The sequence below is a fragment of the Allolucifera butyrica genome, from assembly GCF_900476375.1.
Classification (GTDB): Bacteria; Bacillota; Negativicutes; order Sporomusales; family UPPP01; genus Lucifera; species Lucifera butyrica.
Genome location: NZ_UPPP01000094.1, coordinates 33724 through 53713, shown reverse-complemented (window position 1 = coordinate 53713; position 19990 = coordinate 33724). Strand labels below are relative to the sequence as shown.

The 19990-nt window shown below is 49.1% G+C and carries 19 protein-coding genes; 9 read left to right on the top strand and 10 right to left on the bottom strand.

The window, feature by feature from the left end:
* Positions 1 to 10: 10 nt before the first annotated feature.
* Both LUCIF_RS19155 and LUCIF_RS19150 read right to left on the bottom strand, forming a co-directional pair.
* On the bottom strand, positions 11 to 226 hold the full coding sequence (locus tag LUCIF_RS19155; protein ID WP_126720612.1) for a hypothetical protein: 216 nt from the start codon (positions 224 to 226) through the stop codon (positions 11 to 13).
* Positions 223 to 1203, bottom strand: a complete 981-nt coding sequence (locus LUCIF_RS19150; protein WP_122629468.1) for a hypothetical protein — start codon at positions 1201 to 1203, stop codon at positions 223 to 225. Before LUCIF_RS19150 ends, LUCIF_RS19155 begins: the two co-directional genes overlap by 4 nt.
* 144 nt (positions 1204 to 1347) lie before the next feature.
* On the opposite strand from LUCIF_RS19150, the gene LUCIF_RS19145 reads away from it, so the two are divergent.
* The 7 genes from LUCIF_RS19145 to LUCIF_RS19115 all read left to right on the top strand — a co-directional run bounded on the left by LUCIF_RS19145 (position 1348) and on the right by LUCIF_RS19115 (position 5860).
* On the top strand, positions 1348 to 1704 hold the full coding sequence (locus LUCIF_RS19145; RefSeq protein WP_122629467.1) for a single-stranded DNA-binding protein: 357 nt from the start codon (positions 1348 to 1350) through the stop codon (positions 1702 to 1704).
* A 99-nt stretch (positions 1705 to 1803) separates the two neighbouring features.
* A complete protein-coding gene (locus tag LUCIF_RS19140) occupies positions 1804 to 2049 on the top strand; it encodes a hypothetical protein (RefSeq protein ID WP_122629466.1) in 246 nt (81 codons plus the stop codon).
* A gap of 68 nt (positions 2050 to 2117) precedes the next feature.
* Complete coding sequence (locus LUCIF_RS19135; protein WP_207858068.1) at positions 2118 to 3017, top strand: DUF932 domain-containing protein; 900 nt, start codon at positions 2118 to 2120, stop codon at positions 3015 to 3017.
* Positions 3014 to 3502 carry a hypothetical protein gene (locus tag LUCIF_RS19130; protein ID WP_122629465.1) on the top strand — a complete coding sequence of 163 codons (489 nt, stop codon included), beginning with the start codon at positions 3014 to 3016 and terminating at the stop codon, positions 3500 to 3502. Before LUCIF_RS19135 ends, LUCIF_RS19130 begins: the two co-directional genes overlap by 4 nt.
* 139 nt (positions 3503 to 3641) lie before the next feature.
* Positions 3642 to 4085 carry a hypothetical protein gene (locus tag LUCIF_RS19125; protein ID WP_122629464.1) on the top strand — a complete coding sequence of 148 codons (444 nt, stop codon included), beginning with the start codon at positions 3642 to 3644 and terminating at the stop codon, positions 4083 to 4085.
* Positions 4086 to 4088: 3 nt separating this feature from the next.
* Entirely contained in the window at positions 4089 to 5603 is a 1515-nt protein-coding gene (locus LUCIF_RS19120) for a PcfJ domain-containing protein (RefSeq protein ID WP_122629463.1), read from the top strand.
* 14 nt (positions 5604 to 5617) lie between these two features.
* Positions 5618 to 5860 (top strand): hypothetical protein, encoded by a 243-nt coding sequence (locus tag LUCIF_RS19115; RefSeq protein ID WP_122629462.1) that lies wholly within the window; start codon positions 5618 to 5620, stop codon positions 5858 to 5860.
* A gap of 67 nt (positions 5861 to 5927) precedes the next feature.
* Here LUCIF_RS19115 and LUCIF_RS19110 read toward each other — a convergent pair whose 3' ends face one another.
* Positions 5928 to 6290 carry a type II toxin-antitoxin system RelE/ParE family toxin gene (locus tag LUCIF_RS19110; protein ID WP_122629461.1) on the bottom strand — a complete coding sequence of 121 codons (363 nt, stop codon included), beginning with the start codon at positions 6288 to 6290 and terminating at the stop codon, positions 5928 to 5930.
* Complete coding sequence (locus tag LUCIF_RS19105) at positions 6259 to 6582, bottom strand: type II toxin-antitoxin system Phd/YefM family antitoxin (RefSeq protein ID WP_122629460.1); 324 nt, start codon at positions 6580 to 6582, stop codon at positions 6259 to 6261. The genes LUCIF_RS19110 and LUCIF_RS19105 overlap by 32 nt, the downstream gene beginning before the upstream one ends.
* A gap of 322 nt (positions 6583 to 6904) precedes the next feature.
* Here LUCIF_RS19105 and LUCIF_RS19100 point away from each other — a divergent pair, with 322 nt between their 5' ends.
* A complete protein-coding gene (locus tag LUCIF_RS19100) occupies positions 6905 to 12790 on the top strand; it encodes a helicase-like domain-containing protein (RefSeq protein ID WP_122629459.1) in 5886 nt (1961 codons plus the stop codon).
* 113 nt (positions 12791 to 12903) lie between these two features.
* Positions 12904 to 13356 carry a JAB domain-containing protein gene (locus LUCIF_RS19095; RefSeq protein ID WP_122629458.1) on the top strand — a complete coding sequence of 151 codons (453 nt, stop codon included), beginning with the start codon at positions 12904 to 12906 and terminating at the stop codon, positions 13354 to 13356.
* Positions 13357 to 13465: 109 nt separating this feature from the next.
* Here the strand turns inward: LUCIF_RS19095 and LUCIF_RS19090 are convergent, their stop codons facing one another.
* The 6 genes from LUCIF_RS19090 to LUCIF_RS19065 all read right to left on the bottom strand — a co-directional run bounded on the left by LUCIF_RS19090 (position 13466) and on the right by LUCIF_RS19065 (position 19944).
* Positions 13466 to 13858 carry a hypothetical protein gene (locus tag LUCIF_RS19090; protein WP_122629457.1) on the bottom strand — a complete coding sequence of 131 codons (393 nt, stop codon included), beginning with the start codon at positions 13856 to 13858 and terminating at the stop codon, positions 13466 to 13468.
* Positions 13859 to 14016: 158 nt separating this feature from the next.
* A complete protein-coding gene (locus LUCIF_RS19085) occupies positions 14017 to 15696 on the bottom strand; it encodes a reverse transcriptase/maturase family protein (RefSeq protein ID WP_243638760.1) in 1680 nt (559 codons plus the stop codon).
* Positions 15697 to 16403: 707 nt separating this feature from the next.
* Positions 16404 to 18374: a VirB4 family type IV secretion/conjugal transfer ATPase gene (locus LUCIF_RS19080; RefSeq protein WP_122629456.1), complete on the bottom strand. Its 1971-nt coding sequence runs from the start codon at positions 18372 to 18374 to the stop codon at positions 16404 to 16406.
* Positions 18371 to 19318, bottom strand: a complete 948-nt coding sequence (locus LUCIF_RS19075; RefSeq protein ID WP_122629455.1) for a hypothetical protein — start codon at positions 19316 to 19318, stop codon at positions 18371 to 18373. The genes LUCIF_RS19080 and LUCIF_RS19075 overlap by 4 nt, the downstream gene beginning before the upstream one ends.
* Positions 19319 to 19327: 9 nt before the next feature.
* On the bottom strand, positions 19328 to 19597 hold the full coding sequence (locus LUCIF_RS19070) for a VirB3 family type IV secretion system protein (protein WP_122629454.1): 270 nt from the start codon (positions 19595 to 19597) through the stop codon (positions 19328 to 19330).
* Complete coding sequence (locus LUCIF_RS19065) at positions 19597 to 19944, bottom strand: TrbC/VirB2 family protein (protein ID WP_243638765.1); 348 nt, start codon at positions 19942 to 19944, stop codon at positions 19597 to 19599. Before LUCIF_RS19065 ends, LUCIF_RS19070 begins: the two co-directional genes overlap by 1 nt.
* Positions 19945 to 19990: the final 46 nt, after the last annotated feature.

The window sequence follows — 19990 nt, the reverse complement described above, 5'->3', positions numbered from 1 at the left end:
AAAGCGGTGGTCAAATTGACCACCGCTTTTGCATTTTGGCGGCCTCCTCCGGTATAAAGGCGAATGAATCACCGTTTGGGACCACAGAGTATGCCGCTTCCGTCGCTGTCCTGGCTTTCGTCAGCACCGCCATTAAAAACGGCTCCTGATTTAAGCTCAACTGCGGCGGATAAAGAAAATAAACACCCTGCACCTTGGCCACCCGCATTGTTTCTTTTTCCATCACGCCACCCGCTCCTTATCCTTAGCATATCTGCCAACACCCGCGAAATAGGCTTCCGCCCCTTCGACGTACTGGTTCGCTAAGGCGGTAAGAATACGGTCCTCTTCCTGTAATTCCTGTTGCATAAGGTCGATGTAGACTTCGCGATGTAGCGGCAAGGACGGATCGACCTGTGCTTTCTGATCTTCTTCCTTTTCTTCCGAGCTCAATGCGCCATGCAGCGTTTCATAGATTTTTAGATAATAAGCGTCGCTTTTTAGCTCCGCCTGCTCTGCCACGGCCTGAAGAACACCTTCCCGATAGACAAGATACTCTTTACCATAAGCAGCTTCCGCTGTCTGTGTGCGAACGGCAAAATCGCGCTCCGCCTCTTCCTGCAGAACCAATGCAGCAAGAGGCGTTTTCTTTTTCTGCGCTATCGCCAGCCGCTCTCGTTCCGCTGCGGTAAAATTTTGTCTTTTACCGAAAGCACTCCGAAGTTCTGTGAACTCCTCCAAAGAGCAGCCGGCCGCCCGAGCCTCCTCTGTCAGCATTTCCTCTCCGGCCTGTTCGGACAAACCGCGCAGGTATTCTTCCGGAACTAACATGCCGTATTCTTTTGCGGCAAAAGCAAGTTCGATATCGCTTAAGGCATTGGCAAATAGTTCATAGGTATATCGCGCCCGCTCCCCTTTTGCCCAGGCCGCCGCTTTTTCCCTTATGCGCCTGATTTTTGCTTCGCCTTCATAGACGCGCAATTCTTCAAAGTCAAGGAGCGCTCTTTCATCTTCACGGGTAAGGGAATACGGTTCTTCTTCTAAATCAATGTGGAAACAGGCCGCATACATCCGAAGAAACATGTCCTTTGGTATCGTGTTGAACTCCACTACTTGCATGATCATCCCTCCTGTCGGTTGCTTTACAAATTCACTGTAACAAAAATAGACAAGCAAATTCATACCCGTTTCCGGCAACCTGTCTCGTGCTTTTTTCGCTCTCATATTGCCCTCCGCCACTGCGCCCGGCAAGGGTGAAGTGCACGCTGCCGCGCCCTTGCCAGCCACAGCGTCGGAGGGCATTTTTTGCCACGAGAAAAGCACAAGACAGTGCTTGGAAAAATTGATGCTGTAAAGGAGAAATGAATCATGAACCAAGTAAGCTTAGTGGGAAGACTCGCGCGGGAGCCGGAGGTATTCTACAGCCAAGCAGGAAAAGCGGTTGCCAAGTATTGCCTTGCCGTTCCGAAAAGGATCAATGGCGAAACAGGCGCGGATTTCATTAATTGCGTGTCCTTCGGGAAAACTGCCGAAACCATCGGCAACTACGTAACCAAGGGTCAGCAGATTGGTGTTACCGGCCGTATGGACCCCGGTAAATATACTAATAAAGAGGGCAACACGCGCTATTATCCACAAGTGATCGTACCGAGCTTTACCTTCGGTGCAAGGCCGAAGACAACCAGCCGGAACACACCGCTGGATTCGGAAGAAATTCCATTTTGAAGCGATATGCATAACAGCGCTTGACGTAAAAAATGACGTCAAGCGCTGTTTTTCTTGAGAAACGTAAAATTCTGGCGCAACTAAAGGAGGTTGTTTACGATGGCAATTGCCTTCAAGGTCATTGGCGAGGTGCAGAAAGTGGTTGACACCAAAGGAAGGCAGCGAGGCTTCGGCGTGATGTTGGAACTATATTTCCCGGACGGCCAAACACGGCAATACCGCTACACGGGCCGCAGGAAAAAAGATGTCATTGCGGCCATGCATAACGGCAAAATGGCAAGGTGGGTCGATTGCGCCCGCCTGGATGAGCACGGCCATCTGGTATTTGAAATTCAGCTTTATTAAGAAAAAATGGCCGGTACAAAACGGCCAGGGACCCTAACAAATAATTAAAAATAGGAGGTTGAAAAGCTATGTCAGGTTTAGTCACTAAGTTTGGGCGAAATTCCTTTGGGCTCCGGTCGGATACCCCGCTCACGGATGAGCAGCTGTATCGGATCGCCCCCAGCATCTTTGCAACCGACAAACACCAATCCCGGTCGGACCGGTATACCTATATCCCCACCAGCGAGGTGTTGGCCGGTCTCAGAAAGGAAAGATTTCAACCTTTCATGGTCGCCCAGTCCAAATCCAGAGTGGAAGGCAAGTCGGAGTTCACCAAGCATATGCTCCGGTTACGCCCGGACGGCCTGATTCAAAACCAGGAAGCGTACGAGATCATTCTCATCAATTCCCATGACGGCACGTCCAGCTATCAGATGCTGGGCGGAGTTTTGCGGTTCGTCTGCCAGAACGGATGCGTAGCCGGCGACATTATCGAGGACATCCGAGTGCCGCACCGGGGGAACATCACCGAAAACGTGATCGACGCCGCCTACAAAATCGTCAATGACTTCGGCGCGGTTGAAGAATCGATAGACAACATGAAGACAACCCGTCTGGCGCTGCCAGAGGCGAAGGCGTTCGCGGAAGCAGCGCTGTCGCTAAAGTACGATAGCAAGGATGCCGCCCCGATCCTGCCGGAGCAGCTTCTGACCGCCAGACGGTATGAGGATCGCAGCAAAGATGATTTATGGAACACCTTCAACCGGCTTCAGGAAAACCTCTTAAAAGGCGGTTTGCGGGGCAAAACAGCGACGGGCAAGCGCACCACCACCCGCGAAGTTACAGCCATTGATACGAATATAAAATTGAACAGGGCTCTTTGGATATTGTCAGAACGTATGGCTGGGCTGAAGGCGGGCGCTGACGATAGGCAACAGGTCAGGTGGACGCTCACAGACAAAGTAAAGAAAGCGAGTGATAAACAATGACACTTATAGAAGCGTTAAAAACATTAAAAAGCAAAGGAATCACTAAATTATCCGGTATGATTGGAGAAAGCGACATTGATAAATACATTGACAATGCAGTACAAAGCCACGAAATCAGTGCAAAGCTGGCTCATATCCCCTGTCACAAATACCACCTGGACCATGAGGATGACCACTATATCGTCGAAACCAACGGGCATTTTATCATTGCCACGCATTATGACAATTTTGATATGGCTACTTACGGTAATTACGACACGAAGGAAGAAATGTATGCCGATTTTGACGAATATATAATCATGAAACAAGCTGAAGCAATTGCCGACCAAAAAGTGAAAGCTGGCAACGATTTCCCCCGGGCCGTATGGTTGGCCATAGCGATTAACGAACTCAGGCATGCTTATGCCGCAGCAAATGCCGCCTTTGAACGTGAATACGGATGCTGCGACCCAGGACGTGATGAGGAAATGGCGGGCAAAATCTAGAACTCCCGTTTTAAATGCTATACGCACAACAGCGCTTGACGCAAAAATGACGTCAGGCGCTGTTCTTTTTTGAGAACGTAAAACTACCGGCTTATCCCGCCGGTAGTTATTCTATAGCAAGAAAAATGGAGGTAAGGATATGGACATAATGGAACAAGCCATCCATAAACTTGATACGGAACTGGAGACAGCAGCCGATGATCGAGGCTATCTTTTCGCCATCAATCAAATGGTGCGCGCACTGCTGTTGGAAGATGAAAGCTACGCTGAAAAGGTATTGGAAGAGCCACACACGCTAAAGCGCGCCTACAAAGTCATGCGGCATATTGCGCAAAAAAATCGCGGGGGCGCCGCTTGCGTATGCATTGCGCCTGACGAAGCCCAGGATATTATCGGCAGATTTTACGGCTTTTGGGGCGAACCTTTTGACTTTGATCCGGATGAGGCCCCCAAACGCCCGATTCCCCCGGCGGCAAAGCGCACGCACGCGCCTACCGTTCTCAAAAGCCAACCCATTCCGGCAGCGGCGAATAAGCCGGCTGGCCAGCTCAACCAGATCGATCTGTTTTACGGGGAGGCTTAAGTCATGCTGCCACAAACTGCCGAACAAATCTTATCTCATTTTCGCCAAGCGCCGGTCACGAAAGATTTACAGCAATTCGTCCGGAAAAACGCCTTCAACCAGCAGTACTTATTCATCCGGAAAAAAGGCGATACCACAGGTTATTGCTCGTTCTGCCAAAAGGATGTGCCGCTCAAAGACCGTTCGCCCCTGTGGCACAATACAAAAACCACCTGCCCGCGCTGCCGGAAGGAAGTCGCCGTAAAGCATGTCTGGCGTGGTATAAAAAATATCGCCGATGTGGCGTATGTGTATCATTTTGCGCGTTCTGTGAAAAACAAACAGCTGATTACCTGCCAGACCTTCTATGTCTATCGGTTCTTAGACGGCAATCCCTGCGCGATAGAATACTCTCCTTCCTGCTACTATGTGTTATCCGGCCAGGGCGCCAAGATGATGTATGTCCAGCCTTATACCCGTGAATATATCTTGGCCAAAAGTATTTATACCAAGAATCCAAGCGGTGATTTTTATCATTACTGGCGCGGCAAAATATCCGCAAATATGGCTAGTCTCGCGCGGGCGATACCCCATACCCCGTTTCAGTACAGCGCCTGGGAAATTTACACCGATATGGAGGAACAAATCCTGCGTTACCTCGCCCTGTTTGCCAAATACCCGCAGTCGGAATATCTCAGCAAATGCGGCCTCAGCGCTTTGCTAAAGTCCTATCTGGACAAGCTTCCGGCCGCTCGCGGTGTTTTAAATTGGCGCGGCAAGTCGCTCAGAAAAGTGCTGGGCTTTCAACCGGCCAAGCAAGAACTCAGCCATGCCGGTAAAGCGGATTTAGCCGGGGGGAAGCTGGCGCACTGGATTGCCCTTAGAAAAAGCGGCTGCCAGATTCTACTGCCGGACTTGGACGCCTATGGCTGGCTCAATGAAACTTCGGTTCTCAGCAGTTTAAGAGAAATCGTTCCGTTTGACAAACTGTTTACTTACCAGAAGCGACTGGAAAAGCGCGGTGAACTAACCGCGTATTTTTTTCGCGATTATCTGGACTATTTGCGAGAATGCCGGCAGCTCGGCTACGATATGTCCCGCAAAGAAATTCTCTACCCAAACAAGTTGGCGGAAAAGCATATCCAGAACCAACTGCGAATCAAGCAAAAAAGAAACCGGCAGCTTGATCAAAAAATTAGCGAGCGGTATCCCCACTTAGTAGAGAAATACGGGTATGCCGCGAACAATTTTTGCATCGTCGTCCCTAAAAGTTCCAGCGACCTCATTGCCGAAGGGCACTACCTGCGCCACTGTGTCGGCAATTACATCGACCGCTATGCAAACGGGTTCACAGACATTGTCTTTTTACGAAAAGCGGCGGAGCCGGCTGTTGCCTTTTACACCCTGGAAATTTACGACGGCGAGATCCTGCAATGCCGCGGGTTTAAAAACTGCAGCCATACCAGAGAGATTCATGCGTTTTTAGAAGAATTCAAACAGCACCGTCTGACGAAAAAACGAAAAAAACAGGCGGTGTAAAGGGGGGATTGGCCTTGAAAAAGAAAGAGGCTGAACTTGATTACGCTCTGCATACCCTGCTGTATCGCTGCTCCCTTTATGCACGAAGTCGAAATCTAGCGCGGAAATATCGCCTGCTGATGGAGCAGTATGGCGCGGTCCTTAAATATTCCCAGGAGGAAATCAATCGACATATCCAGGCGGAGCAGCGCCACGTTCTAACCGTGCGCAGGCGCAGGGAAAAAGCCGGTATGAAATATCCTAGCAAACCGGCGTAGCAGGCCGAAAAATAGGCGTTAGGCGAAAAGTTGCCTGCGCATTCTAAAGAAATAGAACCCTCCGAATTCATTCGGAGAGTTCTATTTCTTCTATGCCTTCAGGGCCACCCATAATAATCGTCCAATTTCTCTTGTTGTGTAAAATACGATGTATCTCGATAACTGACCCGTTCCAGACCCATAGGGCTGAATAGTTTGTGTGTACGGAAAACCGCAGGTATCCTTGTTCCGCTAAAAAAGGATACGCCCTAGGCGGTAAACAGATATTGGGACTGTTCGCTAAAACATTGTTTATCCTAGCCTTTACGTCTGCGACAAATTTTCTGGCATTCGCAGGACTATCCTGAGCTATATACATTGCTGCATCCCGGAGGTCTTTCTTAGCCGTAGGTACGATTTTAACCTGATACTTGCTGTTCTCTGTCGCCATCTTCCCGCTCCCTTAATTCAGCGTCTAATTCGTCCAAGACATCATTAACGTCTTGGCTTTCGCCTCTACGGCTCTCGCCTGCCGCTTGAATAAGAGATTTATACAATTCATTTTCTTCTTTAAATTTTTCTAGTTCGGATATTAGATTTTCATAGTTTTCGTGACCAAGGACAACTAGTCTGCCAGTGCCTTTTTTCGTGATATATACCGGCAGGCTTTGTGTAATACAAAAATGTTCAATTTCGTCCATCTTTTTTGCCAAATCCGTCATGGGACGAATGATAGCTTTCATATTTTTTCACCTCTTTATGTTAGAGCTCTACCTATATTATACCCAATCAGTCAATGAAAAATCAATCTAAAATCAATTTATAATCAATATTTTTTGGTAAAAAACGATGTGTCAGTAGTGGTATCAAAATATCGGCTACAGTGGACGTTGGCTTGGAAGCAAGCTGGCAGGATGATCAAGCTGCCTTCGCGGTACTGGTTTAGCGCTCACTTTACCATACACCACAGCCCAAAGCAAGGGTACGCTTGCGCCTTCCGCCCTTGCTTTAGGCTATGGTGAATGGTTTTTTTCACGCATAAACCAGTACACGAAGGCAGAAAGGATGGATGAGAAAATGGCTCAATTGGCGAAAACACGCCAAGAATTGGAAGATCAGGTGCTGCAGCAAATTACATCGAGCATGGCGGCCTGGAAAGCTTTTTTGGGGACAGTCGGAAGAATGTACAAATATCCGTACACCGACCAGCTCATGATTCATGCGCAGCGTCCGCAGGCCCACGCCTGCGCCGAAATGGAACTCTGGAACCGCCGCTTTCACCGGCGTATTAAACGCGGAGCAAAAGGCATCGCTTTATTTTTCCAGGATGGACGCTGGCAAAAAATCAAGTATGTCTTTGATCTTAACGATACCTACATTCAGAAAGATGCCGATGCCCCGCCGGTCCTCTTATGGACCTTGGAAGAAGCCAGCGAACAGACGGTTTGCCAGGCGCTAAAGGACCTATATCAAAGTACGGAAACCGACTTTCTGCCGCTGATTGCAGATGTCGCCGCACGGTTGATTGCCAAGTTGGCTGACAAAAAGAACTTGCTTGCCAGCCTGCCGTCCGGCTTTGTCAAACAGCCCGATGAACAAGAACTGGAATGGCGCCTGCGAAAGTTTATCATTGACAGTACCTGTTATGTCATATTTTCCCGCTGTCAGAAAGAACCTGTCGTATCGCTGGCCGAATATGAGACACTGCTGCCTGCTGTTTTAACAAAGGACAGCATCTTGCGTATCGCAGAATCGGTCAGTCATTGTACGACCAACCTGTTGCGCGCCATCGAAAATGCCATTAAAGCGCCGCAGCCGGTTGAGCCGGTTGCGGCATCACCTGTAAAACTGCATGTTGTGGTGAAAACTGAAACGCCCCCGCCGGAAGCGGAAACCGGTACGCAAACGCCAGTAGATCAGACGAAGCCCCCGCAGCCTTTGTCGGCGGAAGCGTCAGCGCCGGCAATGCCCCTTCCTGCCGCTTCCGACGAGAACTTTGATTTAACAGTGAAAAGTTATCCGTCGGGTGCAAAGGCCCGCTATCAACGCACGGTAAGCGCCTTAACACTCTTGAAGCAGTTGGAAGCGACGAATAGGCAGGCAACCCGGGAAGAACAAGAAATTTTAGCCGGGTACGCCGGCTGGGGCGGACTTTCCCAAGTCTTTGCGCCGAATAATCTGACCTGGAAAAAAGAATATCAGGAAGTTCATGATCTATTGACCGAAAAAGAATACCGGTCGGCCCGCGCTTCCATCCTAACGGCGTTTTACACGCCGCTGCCGATTATCCAGGCCATGTATGACGGTGTCCGCCGGCTCGGATTTCAAGGCGGTAAGATTCTGGAACCTTCCTGCGGGATTGGCAACTTCATCGGCGCGGTGCCGGAAGCACTGAAACAGACTTCCTTCTTTTACGGCGTAGAAATCGATGAGCTTACCGCCCGTATCGCCAAACAGTTGTATCCGGCGGCAGCGATTCAAAACATCGGCTTTGAAAAAGCCAAATTCCCGAATGACACTTTCGATCTGTTAATCGGAAATGTACCGTTCGGGAATTTTGCTGTTTATGACCCAACCTACAAGGATAAATTGTCCATCCATGAGTATTTTTTTGCAAAATCATTGGATGTATTAAAAGACGGCGCACTGCTGGCCCTGATCGCCAGTAAATTTTTGCTTGATAAAAAAGGCTCCGCCTTCCGTGAATACCTGGCCAAACGCGCGCATCTGCTAGCAGCTCTCCGCCTGCCGGATACGGCATTTCTCCAGGCTGGCACCAATGTTCCCATGGATATTTTGTTTTTCCGGAAAACAGCCGCCGCCCCGGAGCCGAATTGGCTGGAGCTGGGTGAAACCGCGGACGGAATTGAAATCAACCGCTATTATCTTGAGCATCCTGACCATATTTTAGGTGCGCTCACCAAGAGCAATCACCGCTTTTCCGGCGGCAGCACCTGCATGCCCAAGAAAGCAGAACTGACCTTGCTATTGGCCAACGTCATGGAAAGCTGGCAAGCCTGCCCTCCCCAGAGTCAAGCTATCGAAATATCTAGCCAGTCCCCCCCTCCTGTCCATGACAGACTTGCGGACAGTTGCCCCGAACCTCAGAAAACCTCCCTGTTTGACCTGGAAGCAAGCCCTCTTATCCCGGAAACGCCAATCGAAATGATGACGTCGGCGTCGGATATCGTTACACCGCCTGTAAGGAAAGAAGCCCCTTTACCTCCAGAGCAGCCCTTGCAGAAGCCGGCGACTCCGTCCGACCTGTTTGATCAGGAGGAGGAAGCTGTCCCTAAAACGCTGAAAGCGCCGGACAACATCCGTAATTTTTCTTATATGATCCAGAACAAGCACCTGTATTACCGCGAGGATAATGAGCTTGTTTTACAAGAGGTCTCAGACGGCACCTATCGCCGGATTGAGGCGCTGATTGCCCTGCGGGATATTGTCTATGACCTGTTATTTGTGCAGATGCATTCGCTGGATGCGGCTTTGATTCAAGCAAAGCAGGCGTTATTAACCCAACGGTATGATGCTTTTGTCCGCACCTATGGCTTGATCAACAGCCGCGCCAATAAACTTGCCTTTGTCGAGGATAGCTCTTATTATCTGCTGTGTTCGCTTGAAATACTGGACGAAGACGGCAACCTGGAGCGCAAGGCGGATATTTTCACCAAGCGGACCATCGCGCCCCACCAGCCGGTGACGCAGGTGGAAACGGCCAGTGAAGCGCTCACCGTATCGATGAACGAAAAAGGGAAAGCCGATCTACACTTTATGGCAGCCCTGCTCAGCAAAGAACCGAATGAAGAAAGCTACAAGGCGATCACTGACGATTTGCAGGGAACGCTTTTTTTCGACCCGGCGGCGAAAAACTGGCAGACGGCGGATGAGTATTTATCGGGCAATGTCCGTACTAAACTTCGCCTTGTCGAGCAGCTGGCCGAAACCGATCCGGCCTACGCCTCCCATGTGGCAGCATTAAAACAGATACAGCCGAAAGAACTCACGGCAGCGGAAATTGACGTCCGGCTGGGCGCGGTATGGATTGATGCAAAGTATATTCAGGAGTTTATGTTGGAAACTTTTCAAACACCAACAAACCTCCGCCAGCTCATCCGGGTGGAATATGCAGCCTATACATCCGAATGGAATATTTCCGCCAAGACCCAAGTGTCGGGAGATGATGTCGCAGCCTATACGACATATGGCACTAAGCGCAGCAATGCTTATCAGCTCCTGGAAGAAGCCTTGAATCTCAGAGATATAAGGATCTATGACACCATCGTTGAGAACGGCCAGGAAAAGCGGGTATTGAATCAACAGGCAACAACCCTGGCCGTCCAAAAACAAGAAGCCATCAAACGCGCTTTCCGCGACTGGATTTTCAGGGATGCCGAGCGGCGTCAGACACTTGTTTCGCTATACAATGAACGGTTTAATTCCACACGGCCGCGCGTTTATGACGGCAGCCACCTGGTGTTTCCGGGCATGAGTCCGGCGATTTCGCTCCGCAAGCACCAGAAGGATGCCATTGCCCACATCTTGTACGGAAACAATGTTTTACTGGCCCATAAAGTCGGCGCCGGCAAGACCTTTACGATGGCGGCGGCAGCAATGGAATCCAAGCGATTAGGACTTTGTACCAAATCCATTATCGTGGTTCCCAATCATCTGGTCGAGCAATGGGCCGTTGAATTTTTGCGGTTATACCCGGCAGCCAATTTACTGGTTACCCGCAAAAAAGATTTTGAAAAAGCCCACCGGAAACGGTTCTGTTCCAAAATTGCCACCGGCACCTATGACGCGATTATCATCGGGCATTCACAGTTTGAAAAAATACCGATTTCCCCTGAGCGCCGGGAAGCGCTGATCCAAAACCAAATTGACGATATCACCGACAGCCTGGAAGAGTTAAAAAGCGAAAATGGCCAATCCTTCAGCATCAAGCAAATGGAAAAGATAAAAAAGCAACTTGAAGTCCGCCTGGAAACGCAGCTCAAAACCGAGCGCAAGGACGATGTCGTAACCTTTGAGCAACTGGGCGTAGATCGCCTGTTTGTCGATGAGGCGCATTCCTATAAGAACCTGTTTATTTACACCAAAATGCACAATGTGGCCGGTCTTTCCACGACCGATGCGCAAAAATCTTCGGATATGTTCGCCAAATGCCGTTACATTGATGAAATCACGAACAATAAAGGCATTGTATTCGCAACCGGCACGCCGGTATCCAACTCCATGACCGAGCTGTACACGATGAAGCGCTATCTCTTATATAAACGGCTGGAGGAAATGGGGCTGAGCCATTTCGACTCTTGGGCGGCAACCTTTGGTGAAACGGTTACGGTGATTGAGTTGGCGCCGGAAGGAAAAGGCTATCGCGCCCGCACGCGCTTTGCCAGATTCTTTAATTTGCCGGAATTGATGAATGTATTCCGGGAAGCGGCGGATATACAGACCGCAGATATGCTCAAACTGCCTGTCCCTGAAAGTATTTACGAGACGATTGTGGCCAAACCGACCAGCTATCAAAAAGATATGGTCGACGCCTTATCAAAACGCGCCGAACGAGTTCATAAAAGACTGGTCAAACCCCATGAAGACAATATGCTTAAAATCACCGGCGACGGCAGGAAATTGGGACTTGATCAGCGCCTACTCAACCTGGCTCTGCCTGACGACCCGAACAGCAAAGTCAATCAATGCGCACAGAACATCCTGAAATTCTGGCTTAGTGGCAAACTGCAAAAATTAACGCAGCTGGTGTTTTGCGACCTGTCCACGCCGAAAGCGGACGGCAGTTTCAGTATTTACAACGATATGAGAGAAAAGCTCATCCAGGCAGGTATTCCCTGCGAGGAAATCCGCTTTATTCACGAAGCGGAAACCGATCAGCAGAAAAAAGACCTGTTTGCCAGAGTGAGGGCCGGCAAAATACGCGTTCTCTTTGGCAGTACGCAGAAAATGGGCGCCGGTACGAATGTACAGGATCGGCTGATTGCCATCCACGACCTGGATTGCCCCTGGCGTCCCGGCGATCTGGAGCAGCGCGCCGGCCGTATTGTCCGGCAGGGAAATAACAATGAGACGGTTTATATCTTCCGCTATGTCACAGAAGCTACCTTTGACAGCTACTTGTACCAGACTATCGAGAACAAGCAAAAGTTCATTTCACAGATCATGACCAGCAAAGCGCCGGTACGGTCTTGTGAGGATATTGACGATGAAGTGCTCTCCTATGCGGAAATCAAGGCACTCTGCGCCGGCAACCCGCTCATTAAGGAAAAGATGAATCTGGATATTGAAGTGGCCCGCCTGCGGCTGTTGGCGGCAGATGATAAATCCAAACGGTATCAGTTGGAAGACAAGCTCTCGAAAAATTACCCGGCGCAGCTCAAAAGCGCGGAGGAGGCCATCGCCGCTTTACAAGAAGATCTGAAAATGGAAAGGCAACATGCTATCGTAAAGGACACATTCATTGGCATAGAGATACTGGATACCTTCTATACCGACAAAAACGCAGCCGGGGAAAAACTTCTTGCCATTTGCAGCGAAAAAAGCGAATGCGAACCAACCCTGATTGGACAATATCGCGGTTTTCTGCTTGCCCTGCGTTACGACCTCTTTGACAATGAATTCAAACTCCAGTTAAAAGGAAAACGAACGCATGAATGCAGTATGGGAACCAGCGCAACCGGCAATTTTACCCGTATGGATCATTTACTTACGGACATCTCTAAAAAATTGTCCGAAACGCAAGATAAACTCCAAGGCATCCATATGCAAATCGTCGCCGCACAAAAAGAACTCGAAAAGCCATTTGCGGAAGAACAGGAATTAAAAGAAAAGGAAGCCCGGTTGATTGAACTAAATGCGCTGTTAAGTACGGACGCACAGGACGGCTCATCCCAGCAAGCAGCAGACCAGCTCGAAGAACAAATCGCCTAGCTGTATAAAGTTTCTATGCCGCGCAGGATAGCCGCAAAAGAAGGACTGGCAAAGGGATTACTTCTCCCTTTCCAGTCCCTTTTTCATTTTTCAAGTATAAGGAGGCATTCATTATGCTCATAACTTTTCAAAAACTTGCGATCGTAAAAGAAGAAAAAAAACGGTATTCCCTGGAACCCTTCATTCAATCGCCGAACGAGGCGGCCCACGCCTTTCAAGCCATATTTGAACTTGAAAACGCTGCGGAAGAGATTTTCTGCGCTTTATTCTTAAATACGAAGAACAAAATCATCGGTGCCGCCGAAATATCGCATGGTACTCTCAACGCCTCGCTGGCCCATCCCCGTGAACTCTTTAAAAAAGCATTGTTTCACAACGCCGCGGCTGTCATTATCGGCCACAATCACCCAAGCGGCGATCCGGAGCCAAGCCGTGAAGATATTGAATTATTAACAAAGTTGAAAGAAGCCGGTGAAATACTGGGTATCCGTATTCTTGATCAAATTATTATCGGCGACAATGGAGGTTTTTATAGTTTTTCATTACACAAGCCAATAATAATTTAATGCTCGCTGTTTTTTGCTTGCATCAAACTCCAACCGCCGTTGCTCTCTTTTATCTACAGGCTGGCACACCCAAGAGGTGTGCCTTTGTGCTTTAAATCATTTCTTATCCCTACTGTAATCCTTTGTATTCGCGCCATTTCTGCACAAAATTTGCCTTGCCGTATTCGGCTATAATCCGCCTGCAGGTGATTAGATCCTGCTTATTGACTGCGCAATAGGCCAGAGCTTCCCGCTCCAGGTCCAGATCATAAAGGCGGCAGCCGAGTTCCGATACATAATAATATTCTTTCTTGGGTGTTGCCTGCGTGAGAATTTGCAGTTGTTGATCGTTCAAGCCAAAAGCCCTATACAATTGTTTCGAACGTTCCTCAAACGCATTTTTATTGGGCAGGAAGATGCGCGACGGACAAGATTCAAGAATGGTAGAGAAAATCGGCGTATCTACTATATCCGCTAACGACTGTGTAGCAAAAATAACCGACGCGTTGCTTTTACGCAGCACTTTAAGCCATTCGCGAATCTTGGCGGCAAAAGCCGGGTTGTCAAAAAAGATGTAGGCTAAGCATTCAGCGCCTTACCATGTCACCATGGCAGGTTTCCAAGTACTCGCCTCCGAACCGTACTTACACCTCTCGATGTATACGGCTCTCTATCTATACATCAGCTATGGATTTTCTCAAAACAATCGTGGCATACAACAAGCGTCTTCCGGTGTTTCTCTATCATTCGTGCTTCCCATTCGACGTTTGCTCGCAATTCGCTTAACTTTCGCACCTGATATACCTTGGGCAGACTGTCTTGTTCCCCACACAGTTCACAGTGACCTTTGAACATCCGACCAATCAGCTCTCTTGGCTTAATGGTGTAAGATTTCATTGGTTGGGGTAAGATATCTACTCTCTTGTCTCGGGATAGCCGTTTTTGGCGGAAACCGCCGTCATAAAAGGCTATGCGTTTTTCTATGCCCTTCGATGTCGTGTATGGAACAGTAAATTTTCCGTCCTTAAAGAACATTCGCTTCGCTTTTACCAACGAGCATCTGTACTTACAGGCAAATGTTTTGTACATACTGTATTCCATCACGTATCGATATTTTGAAAGTACCGAGACGTTGCTTGCCAAAGCATAGTAGTTATAGAGTCCTCGGATTTCTGCGTTAAAGGTTCCCACGATGTCATCCGGAGCCTTGTAAAGCATATCTTTTCTGGCTACCGGCATCCATCGTTCCTGGCCGTTCTCATCTTTCTGTATCCACAAGGAGCTTTTGTCCAACAGGTTCTTTACCCATTTTTCTTTGGGAACATAGAGTTTAATAACTCCTGTTGGCCGTCGGCATATAGTGCCATTGCATTTTTGGATCGTTTCTGAGGACGGTTTTGATGTCGTAACATCGTATCCGAGGAACCTGGCTTTGTCCGTGGCATGGGTGACTAAGGTTTTCTCTGAGGAAAGCTCTAGTTTCAGCCGTCTGGCAAGGAACTCTTTTATGTCGCTTTTGATTCTTTCCGCATCCGTTTTGCTCCCAATGATTCCCACCAGGAAATCATCGGCATAGCGGCAATACATGATTCGTCGATACGAGCCGTCTTGGGGGTTCATGGAGGGGAGTACTGCCCACATCTTACGTTTTTCATTTACTGCTTGGGCAACCCGTTCACGCTCTTCTAGATTGAGCGTGTTCCAGGTCTTTTCCATCGACATTTTGGCCACTTTCCACTTGTAATGTATTTTTAAGTATTCTGAATTAACTGCTCTTTTTTGCCCTTTGTCGAAGGTGACTTTGTACTCTTCCATGTAACGGTCTAGTTCGTTCATGTATATATTGGCTAGAATCGGACTGATGACTGACCCTTGAGCGGCACCCGAATAGGTTTCGTTGTATCGCCAGTTTTCCATGTACCCCGCTCTGAGGAATTTCCAGATGAGCCCTAGGAAATGTTCATCTCGGATTTTTCTGCGCAGGATATTAATGAGTGTATGCTGATCGATATTGTCGAAACATCCGGCGATATCTCCTTCTACAAACCACTTGATTCCCGTGAAGGTTCTTTTTATTTGGTCGAGAGCTGTGTGACAGCTTCTCTCCGGTCTGAATCCATGGGAATACTTTGAAAATGTGGGTTCGTAGATGCTCTCCAGGATCATTCTGACGACTTCCTGTACCAGTTTGTCGTCCGCGGACGGAATGCCTAGCGGTCTGAGCCTTCCATTGGCTTTCTTTATGTATTGACGCCGGACGGGATTGGGTTGGTAGGTATAGTTTTTCATTTTATTGATGATCCGGTTGATTCGTTCCATTCCCATTCCGTCCAGGGTTTTTCCGTCAATACCCTTAGTCATGCTTCCATGATTGTCATAAATATTTTGGTAAGCAATCAGGTAGAAGTTTGGGTTGTACAGGTTTCTGTATAACCTCTCGAATTGGTAGTTCTCGATTGTCGTTTTTGATTGTAAGCTGTTTAATACCTCATTTGGACTTCTCAAGTGCCTCACGCACCTTTCCTAATATCGGTATTAAGTATAGACTGCTTCCCTTCGCCATGTGCCGGGCTTTCCCCGGCTCAGACTACTACGGAAGCTCCGTTGCCGTATCGAATTTTCAGGGGCTTTCCCCATAGCAGTTTCCTGCGTTTCGACTTAGGCAATCCCCGTTTAGTCAGAAACAGACATAGCACCTGTATTGTCGGATATGACGTTCGCCATTTTTCCACTCACTGTGGCGGTCAACCAGGGACACTTGTGGGATTTTTGCTGGTTTAACACCCCACCGCTGGTTGCATAACGTTTCAATCAACTTTCGTTATGGTTGACGATAGAACCCCTCTGGCTGTCATTCAAGCAATTCAGCTTTTATCCTCATATACAGTTTTCATCTCAGCATTCAGTCGCTGCCTGTTGACTGGCAGACTCATGTCTTTACTAGCGTGCTGTTGTCGCCGTCCGGTTTCCCTTATCGGCTTAGCTAGTTGATGATGGGCCATTGTGTCACGCCCAATGCCTTGCTATCGGCATATTCTGTCTCTGCCCACGTCCTGAAAAGTCAGGACTTACGGGCGCACCCAGCACTCGTCCAAATCGATCAACGTTGGTTTGCCATCAAGGGCCTGCTCAATGCGATGGAAAATATACATCAGCGCCGGTGATAAAATCGCCGGGGTATTCATCAGCGTTTCCATTTCAAAGGTCTGCCAGCTGGAAAAGGCGAGCCTTTCTTCCGCCGAATCAAACATTTTTCCATAAGCCCCTTCAATGGTTAGCGGCACCAATGCATCTTTCAGTAATTTATCCTGCACGGTGGTTTTTAAGGTTGAAATCGTACGGTAGCCCTCCGGCAGCGCTGCCATGGACGATAAGGCCGTCCAGGTATGTTTCTTAATTTCCGGCGTAATCGTTACATTCTCCTGCCGCAAAAAATCATAAATCCATTCGGCAGCCCACATTCGCTCTTTCTCGTCATCAATCTGCCGAAGCGGCTGAAAAGAAAGTTCTGTTTCGTTGCCGAGGTCAAAAAAATTGCCGCCGACGGCCTCTGTCAAAATGCGGCTTGATGCGCCTTTGTCAAAAATAAAAATCCGGGCGTCTTTATATTTGCGAAACTGCGCCGCAATGAGATTGAGGTGCACGGATTTACCCGCGCCGGTCGGCCCGATGAGCATCGTATGCCCGACGTCGCCGACATGAAGGTTCAAACGAAAGGATGTATTTTCTCCGGTTTTCGTGTAAAGCAAAACGGGAGCTTTTAAATGGTCATTGCGTTTTTTCCCCGCCCAAATATCGGTAATCGGCAACAGGTGTATTAGGTTTCCCGTTGACAGCATGGGGTGGCGTATTCCATAATACACGTTGCCCGGAATGCTGCCGAAATAGGCTTCCAGGGTGTGCATCCCTTCTATTTTTGCGGCGATAGACCCCTGCTCCATATTTGTAAAAAGCTGCACGATTTCCTCAGCGCATTTCTGCAAACGAATTTTGTCATCGTCTGCCAGGAGCAACATGGCGGAGTAATAGCCGCAGCCTACAGCATCGGATTCAACTAGTTGCTCCATAGCACGGATTTCCTCGACCTTTTCCACCGCATTCTCATTCACTTCATTGCCGGCAAAACCGGTCAGCAGTTCCTTGATCGTTGCCGTAAACGGTTTTACCTTTGACCGCCACCCCCGCGCAAACGTCTTTATTTCGCCAAGCGCGTCCTGCTTATCCAGGAAATAAAAGCGAGTGATAAACCGGTAGGAAAACGGCAGCGTATTTAAGATATTGAGCATGCCAAAGCTGCTGTGGTCCGGATATTTTACCGGCGATACGGCCGCTAAATATTTCGCGCCAAGACGGGGCTCCATACCGCCGTAAAGCGGAGTATCATAGAGCAGCCCGTCCAGAAGTATGGGATTCTTGGGTAATTTGAGCGGAACATACGTCAAGGAAATCGTCGAATAAAGATAGGAGAGGAGGTCATCCGGTCCCAGCCATTCGGTTTCCGGCATACCGACCACAGAGCAGGACGCGAAGAGAAGTGCCAGTTGTTTTGTATAGTCCTCAATATATTCCGCGGCATCGGTAGGCGCTTCCGTCTTCTCCGCCCCCTCGACAAAGAAGTTCTTGAGCTTGCTGATTGTATCAGCAGGCGGCATCCAATACAGTGAGAGATAGTAGCTATTTTCAAAGTGCTGCCCGCTCTGGAAATTTTTCCGCCGCTCGTCATCAATGGCCTGTGTTACTGCGTCGGGAAAAAACACATCCGAATCGTAGCTGACCGAAGGGGCGCGTTGCGCCTCGGCATACAGCACCCATCCGGTCCCCAGCGTTAATAGCAGGCTGTTCATCTGCCCGGTCATCCAGGCCAGCGTTTCTTCGATTGCACTATCTAAGTCAGGCCCGCGATAGCGCAGGCTGGAAAGAAAGGCTCCATCTTTCAACACGCACACCCCTGCGCCGTTCTCTAAATACAAGATGCGCCCAAACGGCATGACATCCTGTAACAGCGCCCGCTTTTCCCGGTATTTTTTCAAATGAATCATACCGGAGCCCCTTCTTCGCCCAAAAACAGTACTCTCAGGTCGTCAATCTGAAGCATTGGCGCGACAAGGTAGGCGCGGAAATTCCCGGGAATAGCAGCAAACCACAGTTCCGGCTGGGCATGTTCGCAGTGGGCAAGCTGCCCCTGCGCTCTAAGAAACTCCTTGATCAGCATACTTTGCCGAACGAGTTTCTCCTCTTCAGTACTCCAATGCACTAAAAGATGGGCGTAAAAGCCACAAGGCTTCTGCGGATTGGCTTCATAGGCTAAGAGTGGCGCGATTGTCTTATGATTCTTGCACCACCCAGCCATATAGCGGTTTGCTTCTTCGTCCGCCTCGGCTGCGGTGAGCAGTAAAAAGCGGCGCACGGAACGAAATGGAATGGCTTTTTCTCTTAAAAATGAATACAGCCTGCCGGCGCATTCTTCCAAAAATCCGTTCAAAGCGAGTACCGTCACCGGATATCCATCCACGTTAATTTCCTGCGGCTTCAGCTTATACGTTTGCCCCAGGGGCAGCAATGTATCTAAATACATCGGTATGTCAGGGAATGCAATTTGCTTTTTGATGGCAATGCTCTCAAACAGGTATTGCAACAATTCTCCTGCGTATAAACGTTGCAACGGCAATTGTTCGGCCAACGTCGTTAAGACCCGGTCAAAGTAGTGGCCGGCCGCGTCGTCACTCGCATCCTGCGGCAGCCAGGAGAACGCCGCGTAACACCGGCCCTGCCGGTTCTCGGACCATATTCCCCAGCCGGAACCCAACGCCTGAAGTTGTTGGCTCAGGCAAGCGCTATCAAAGACCGCGTCACAAGGATAAGAAAATGCCCCGAGAAAAGAATGGTCTTTATTTTCCACAACGCCTGCAAGCGGCATAGTAGCCCACGGCAGCCATTCGGCCAGTCTTGTCAAATCCACCTGATATTCCTGAAATGTTTTCATTCGTCCTCCTCATACACCGTAGTAAGATTTCTTGTGCAGATAACGCCGTAAAATATCGAAGAATTGTTCATCTTCTTTGGTCAAATATACCGCAGATAGATGAATCAGCAGATTGACCGGCACAATCCAGGGAATATGCAACGCCATGAGAAAAATGGCGGCAAGGCACATATTGAGAACAATCATGCCGCGCGGCGCTCCTGCAACCAGCAGTTGTCCAGTAAGGGCGCGAAACAGCGGCTGGACGGCGAGCGTGCCCCCCTCCGCTTTCTGCGCCATCAAAATAAAACTCCGGCCGATACGTCCGGCGCAAAGACCTGGATAACCTGCGGCGCCAAGAGGGCGATGCCCGTGCCGATGCAAATGCGCATAGCCGTGCGCGTCATTTGTCCTTCGCCAAGCATGTACATGGCGCCGCCAACCGCAATGGCAATCGTCCCGCCAATCAGCGGAACCGTGCCCGTGAGCTCCGTGTACATCGTGGCCAATGCCGTCTTATATGGCAGTTTCATACTGCCCGCATCGGTTGCCATGCCGGTGCCATGTAAAAGAAAAATCCCTGCCGCTACCGCCACCAAGAATAGATACCGGCCACTCCTTCCTGCGTTTTTCTTTCGGCCTTTCATTACGTTCACTCAACTCGCCTCCTCGAAATTCCATTCCGGTTCCGCT

Bases quoted from the DNA above. Each gene is read 5' to 3' on its own strand.
- LUCIF_RS19105 (WP_122629460.1), bottom strand. From the start codon at position 6,582: ATGAAAGCTATCATTCGTCCCATGACGGATTTGGCAAAAAAGATGGAC.
- LUCIF_RS19100 (WP_122629459.1), top strand. From the start codon at position 6,905: ATGGATGAGAAAATGGCTCAATTGGCGAAAACACGCCAAGAATTGGAA.
- LUCIF_RS19140 (WP_122629466.1), top strand. From the start codon at position 1,804: ATGGCAATTGCCTTCAAGGTCATTGGCGAGGTGCAGAAAGTGGTTGAC.
- LUCIF_RS19070 (WP_122629454.1), bottom strand. From the start codon at position 19,597: ATGGCGCAGAAAGCGGAGGGGGGCACGCTCGCCGTCCAGCCGCTGTTT.
- LUCIF_RS19120 (WP_122629463.1), top strand. From the start codon at position 4,089: ATGCTGCCACAAACTGCCGAACAAATCTTATCTCATTTTCGCCAAGCG.
- LUCIF_RS19075 (WP_122629455.1), bottom strand. From the start codon at position 19,318: ATGAAAACATTTCAGGAATATCAGGTGGATTTGACAAGACTGGCCGAA.
- LUCIF_RS19110 (WP_122629461.1), bottom strand. From the start codon at position 6,290: ATGGCGACAGAGAACAGCAAGTATCAGGTTAAAATCGTACCTACGGCT.
- LUCIF_RS19150 (WP_122629468.1), bottom strand. From the start codon at position 1,203: ATGAGAGCGAAAAAAGCACGAGACAGGTTGCCGGAAACGGGTATGAAT.
- LUCIF_RS19080 (WP_122629456.1), bottom strand. From the start codon at position 18,374: ATGATTCATTTGAAAAAATACCGGGAAAAGCGGGCGCTGTTACAGGAT.
- LUCIF_RS19145 (WP_122629467.1), top strand. From the start codon at position 1,348: ATGAACCAAGTAAGCTTAGTGGGAAGACTCGCGCGGGAGCCGGAGGTA.
- LUCIF_RS19135 (WP_207858068.1), top strand. From the start codon at position 2,118: ATGTCAGGTTTAGTCACTAAGTTTGGGCGAAATTCCTTTGGGCTCCGG.
- LUCIF_RS19095 (WP_122629458.1), top strand. From the start codon at position 12,904: ATGCTCATAACTTTTCAAAAACTTGCGATCGTAAAAGAAGAAAAAAAA.
- LUCIF_RS19130 (WP_122629465.1), top strand. From the start codon at position 3,014: ATGACACTTATAGAAGCGTTAAAAACATTAAAAAGCAAAGGAATCACT.
- LUCIF_RS19125 (WP_122629464.1), top strand. From the start codon at position 3,642: ATGGACATAATGGAACAAGCCATCCATAAACTTGATACGGAACTGGAG.
- LUCIF_RS19085 (WP_243638760.1), bottom strand. From the start codon at position 15,696: ATGACTAAGGGTATTGACGGAAAAACCCTGGACGGAATGGGAATGGAA.
- LUCIF_RS19065 (WP_243638765.1), bottom strand. From the start codon at position 19,944: ATGAAAGGCCGAAAGAAAAACGCAGGAAGGAGTGGCCGGTATCTATTC.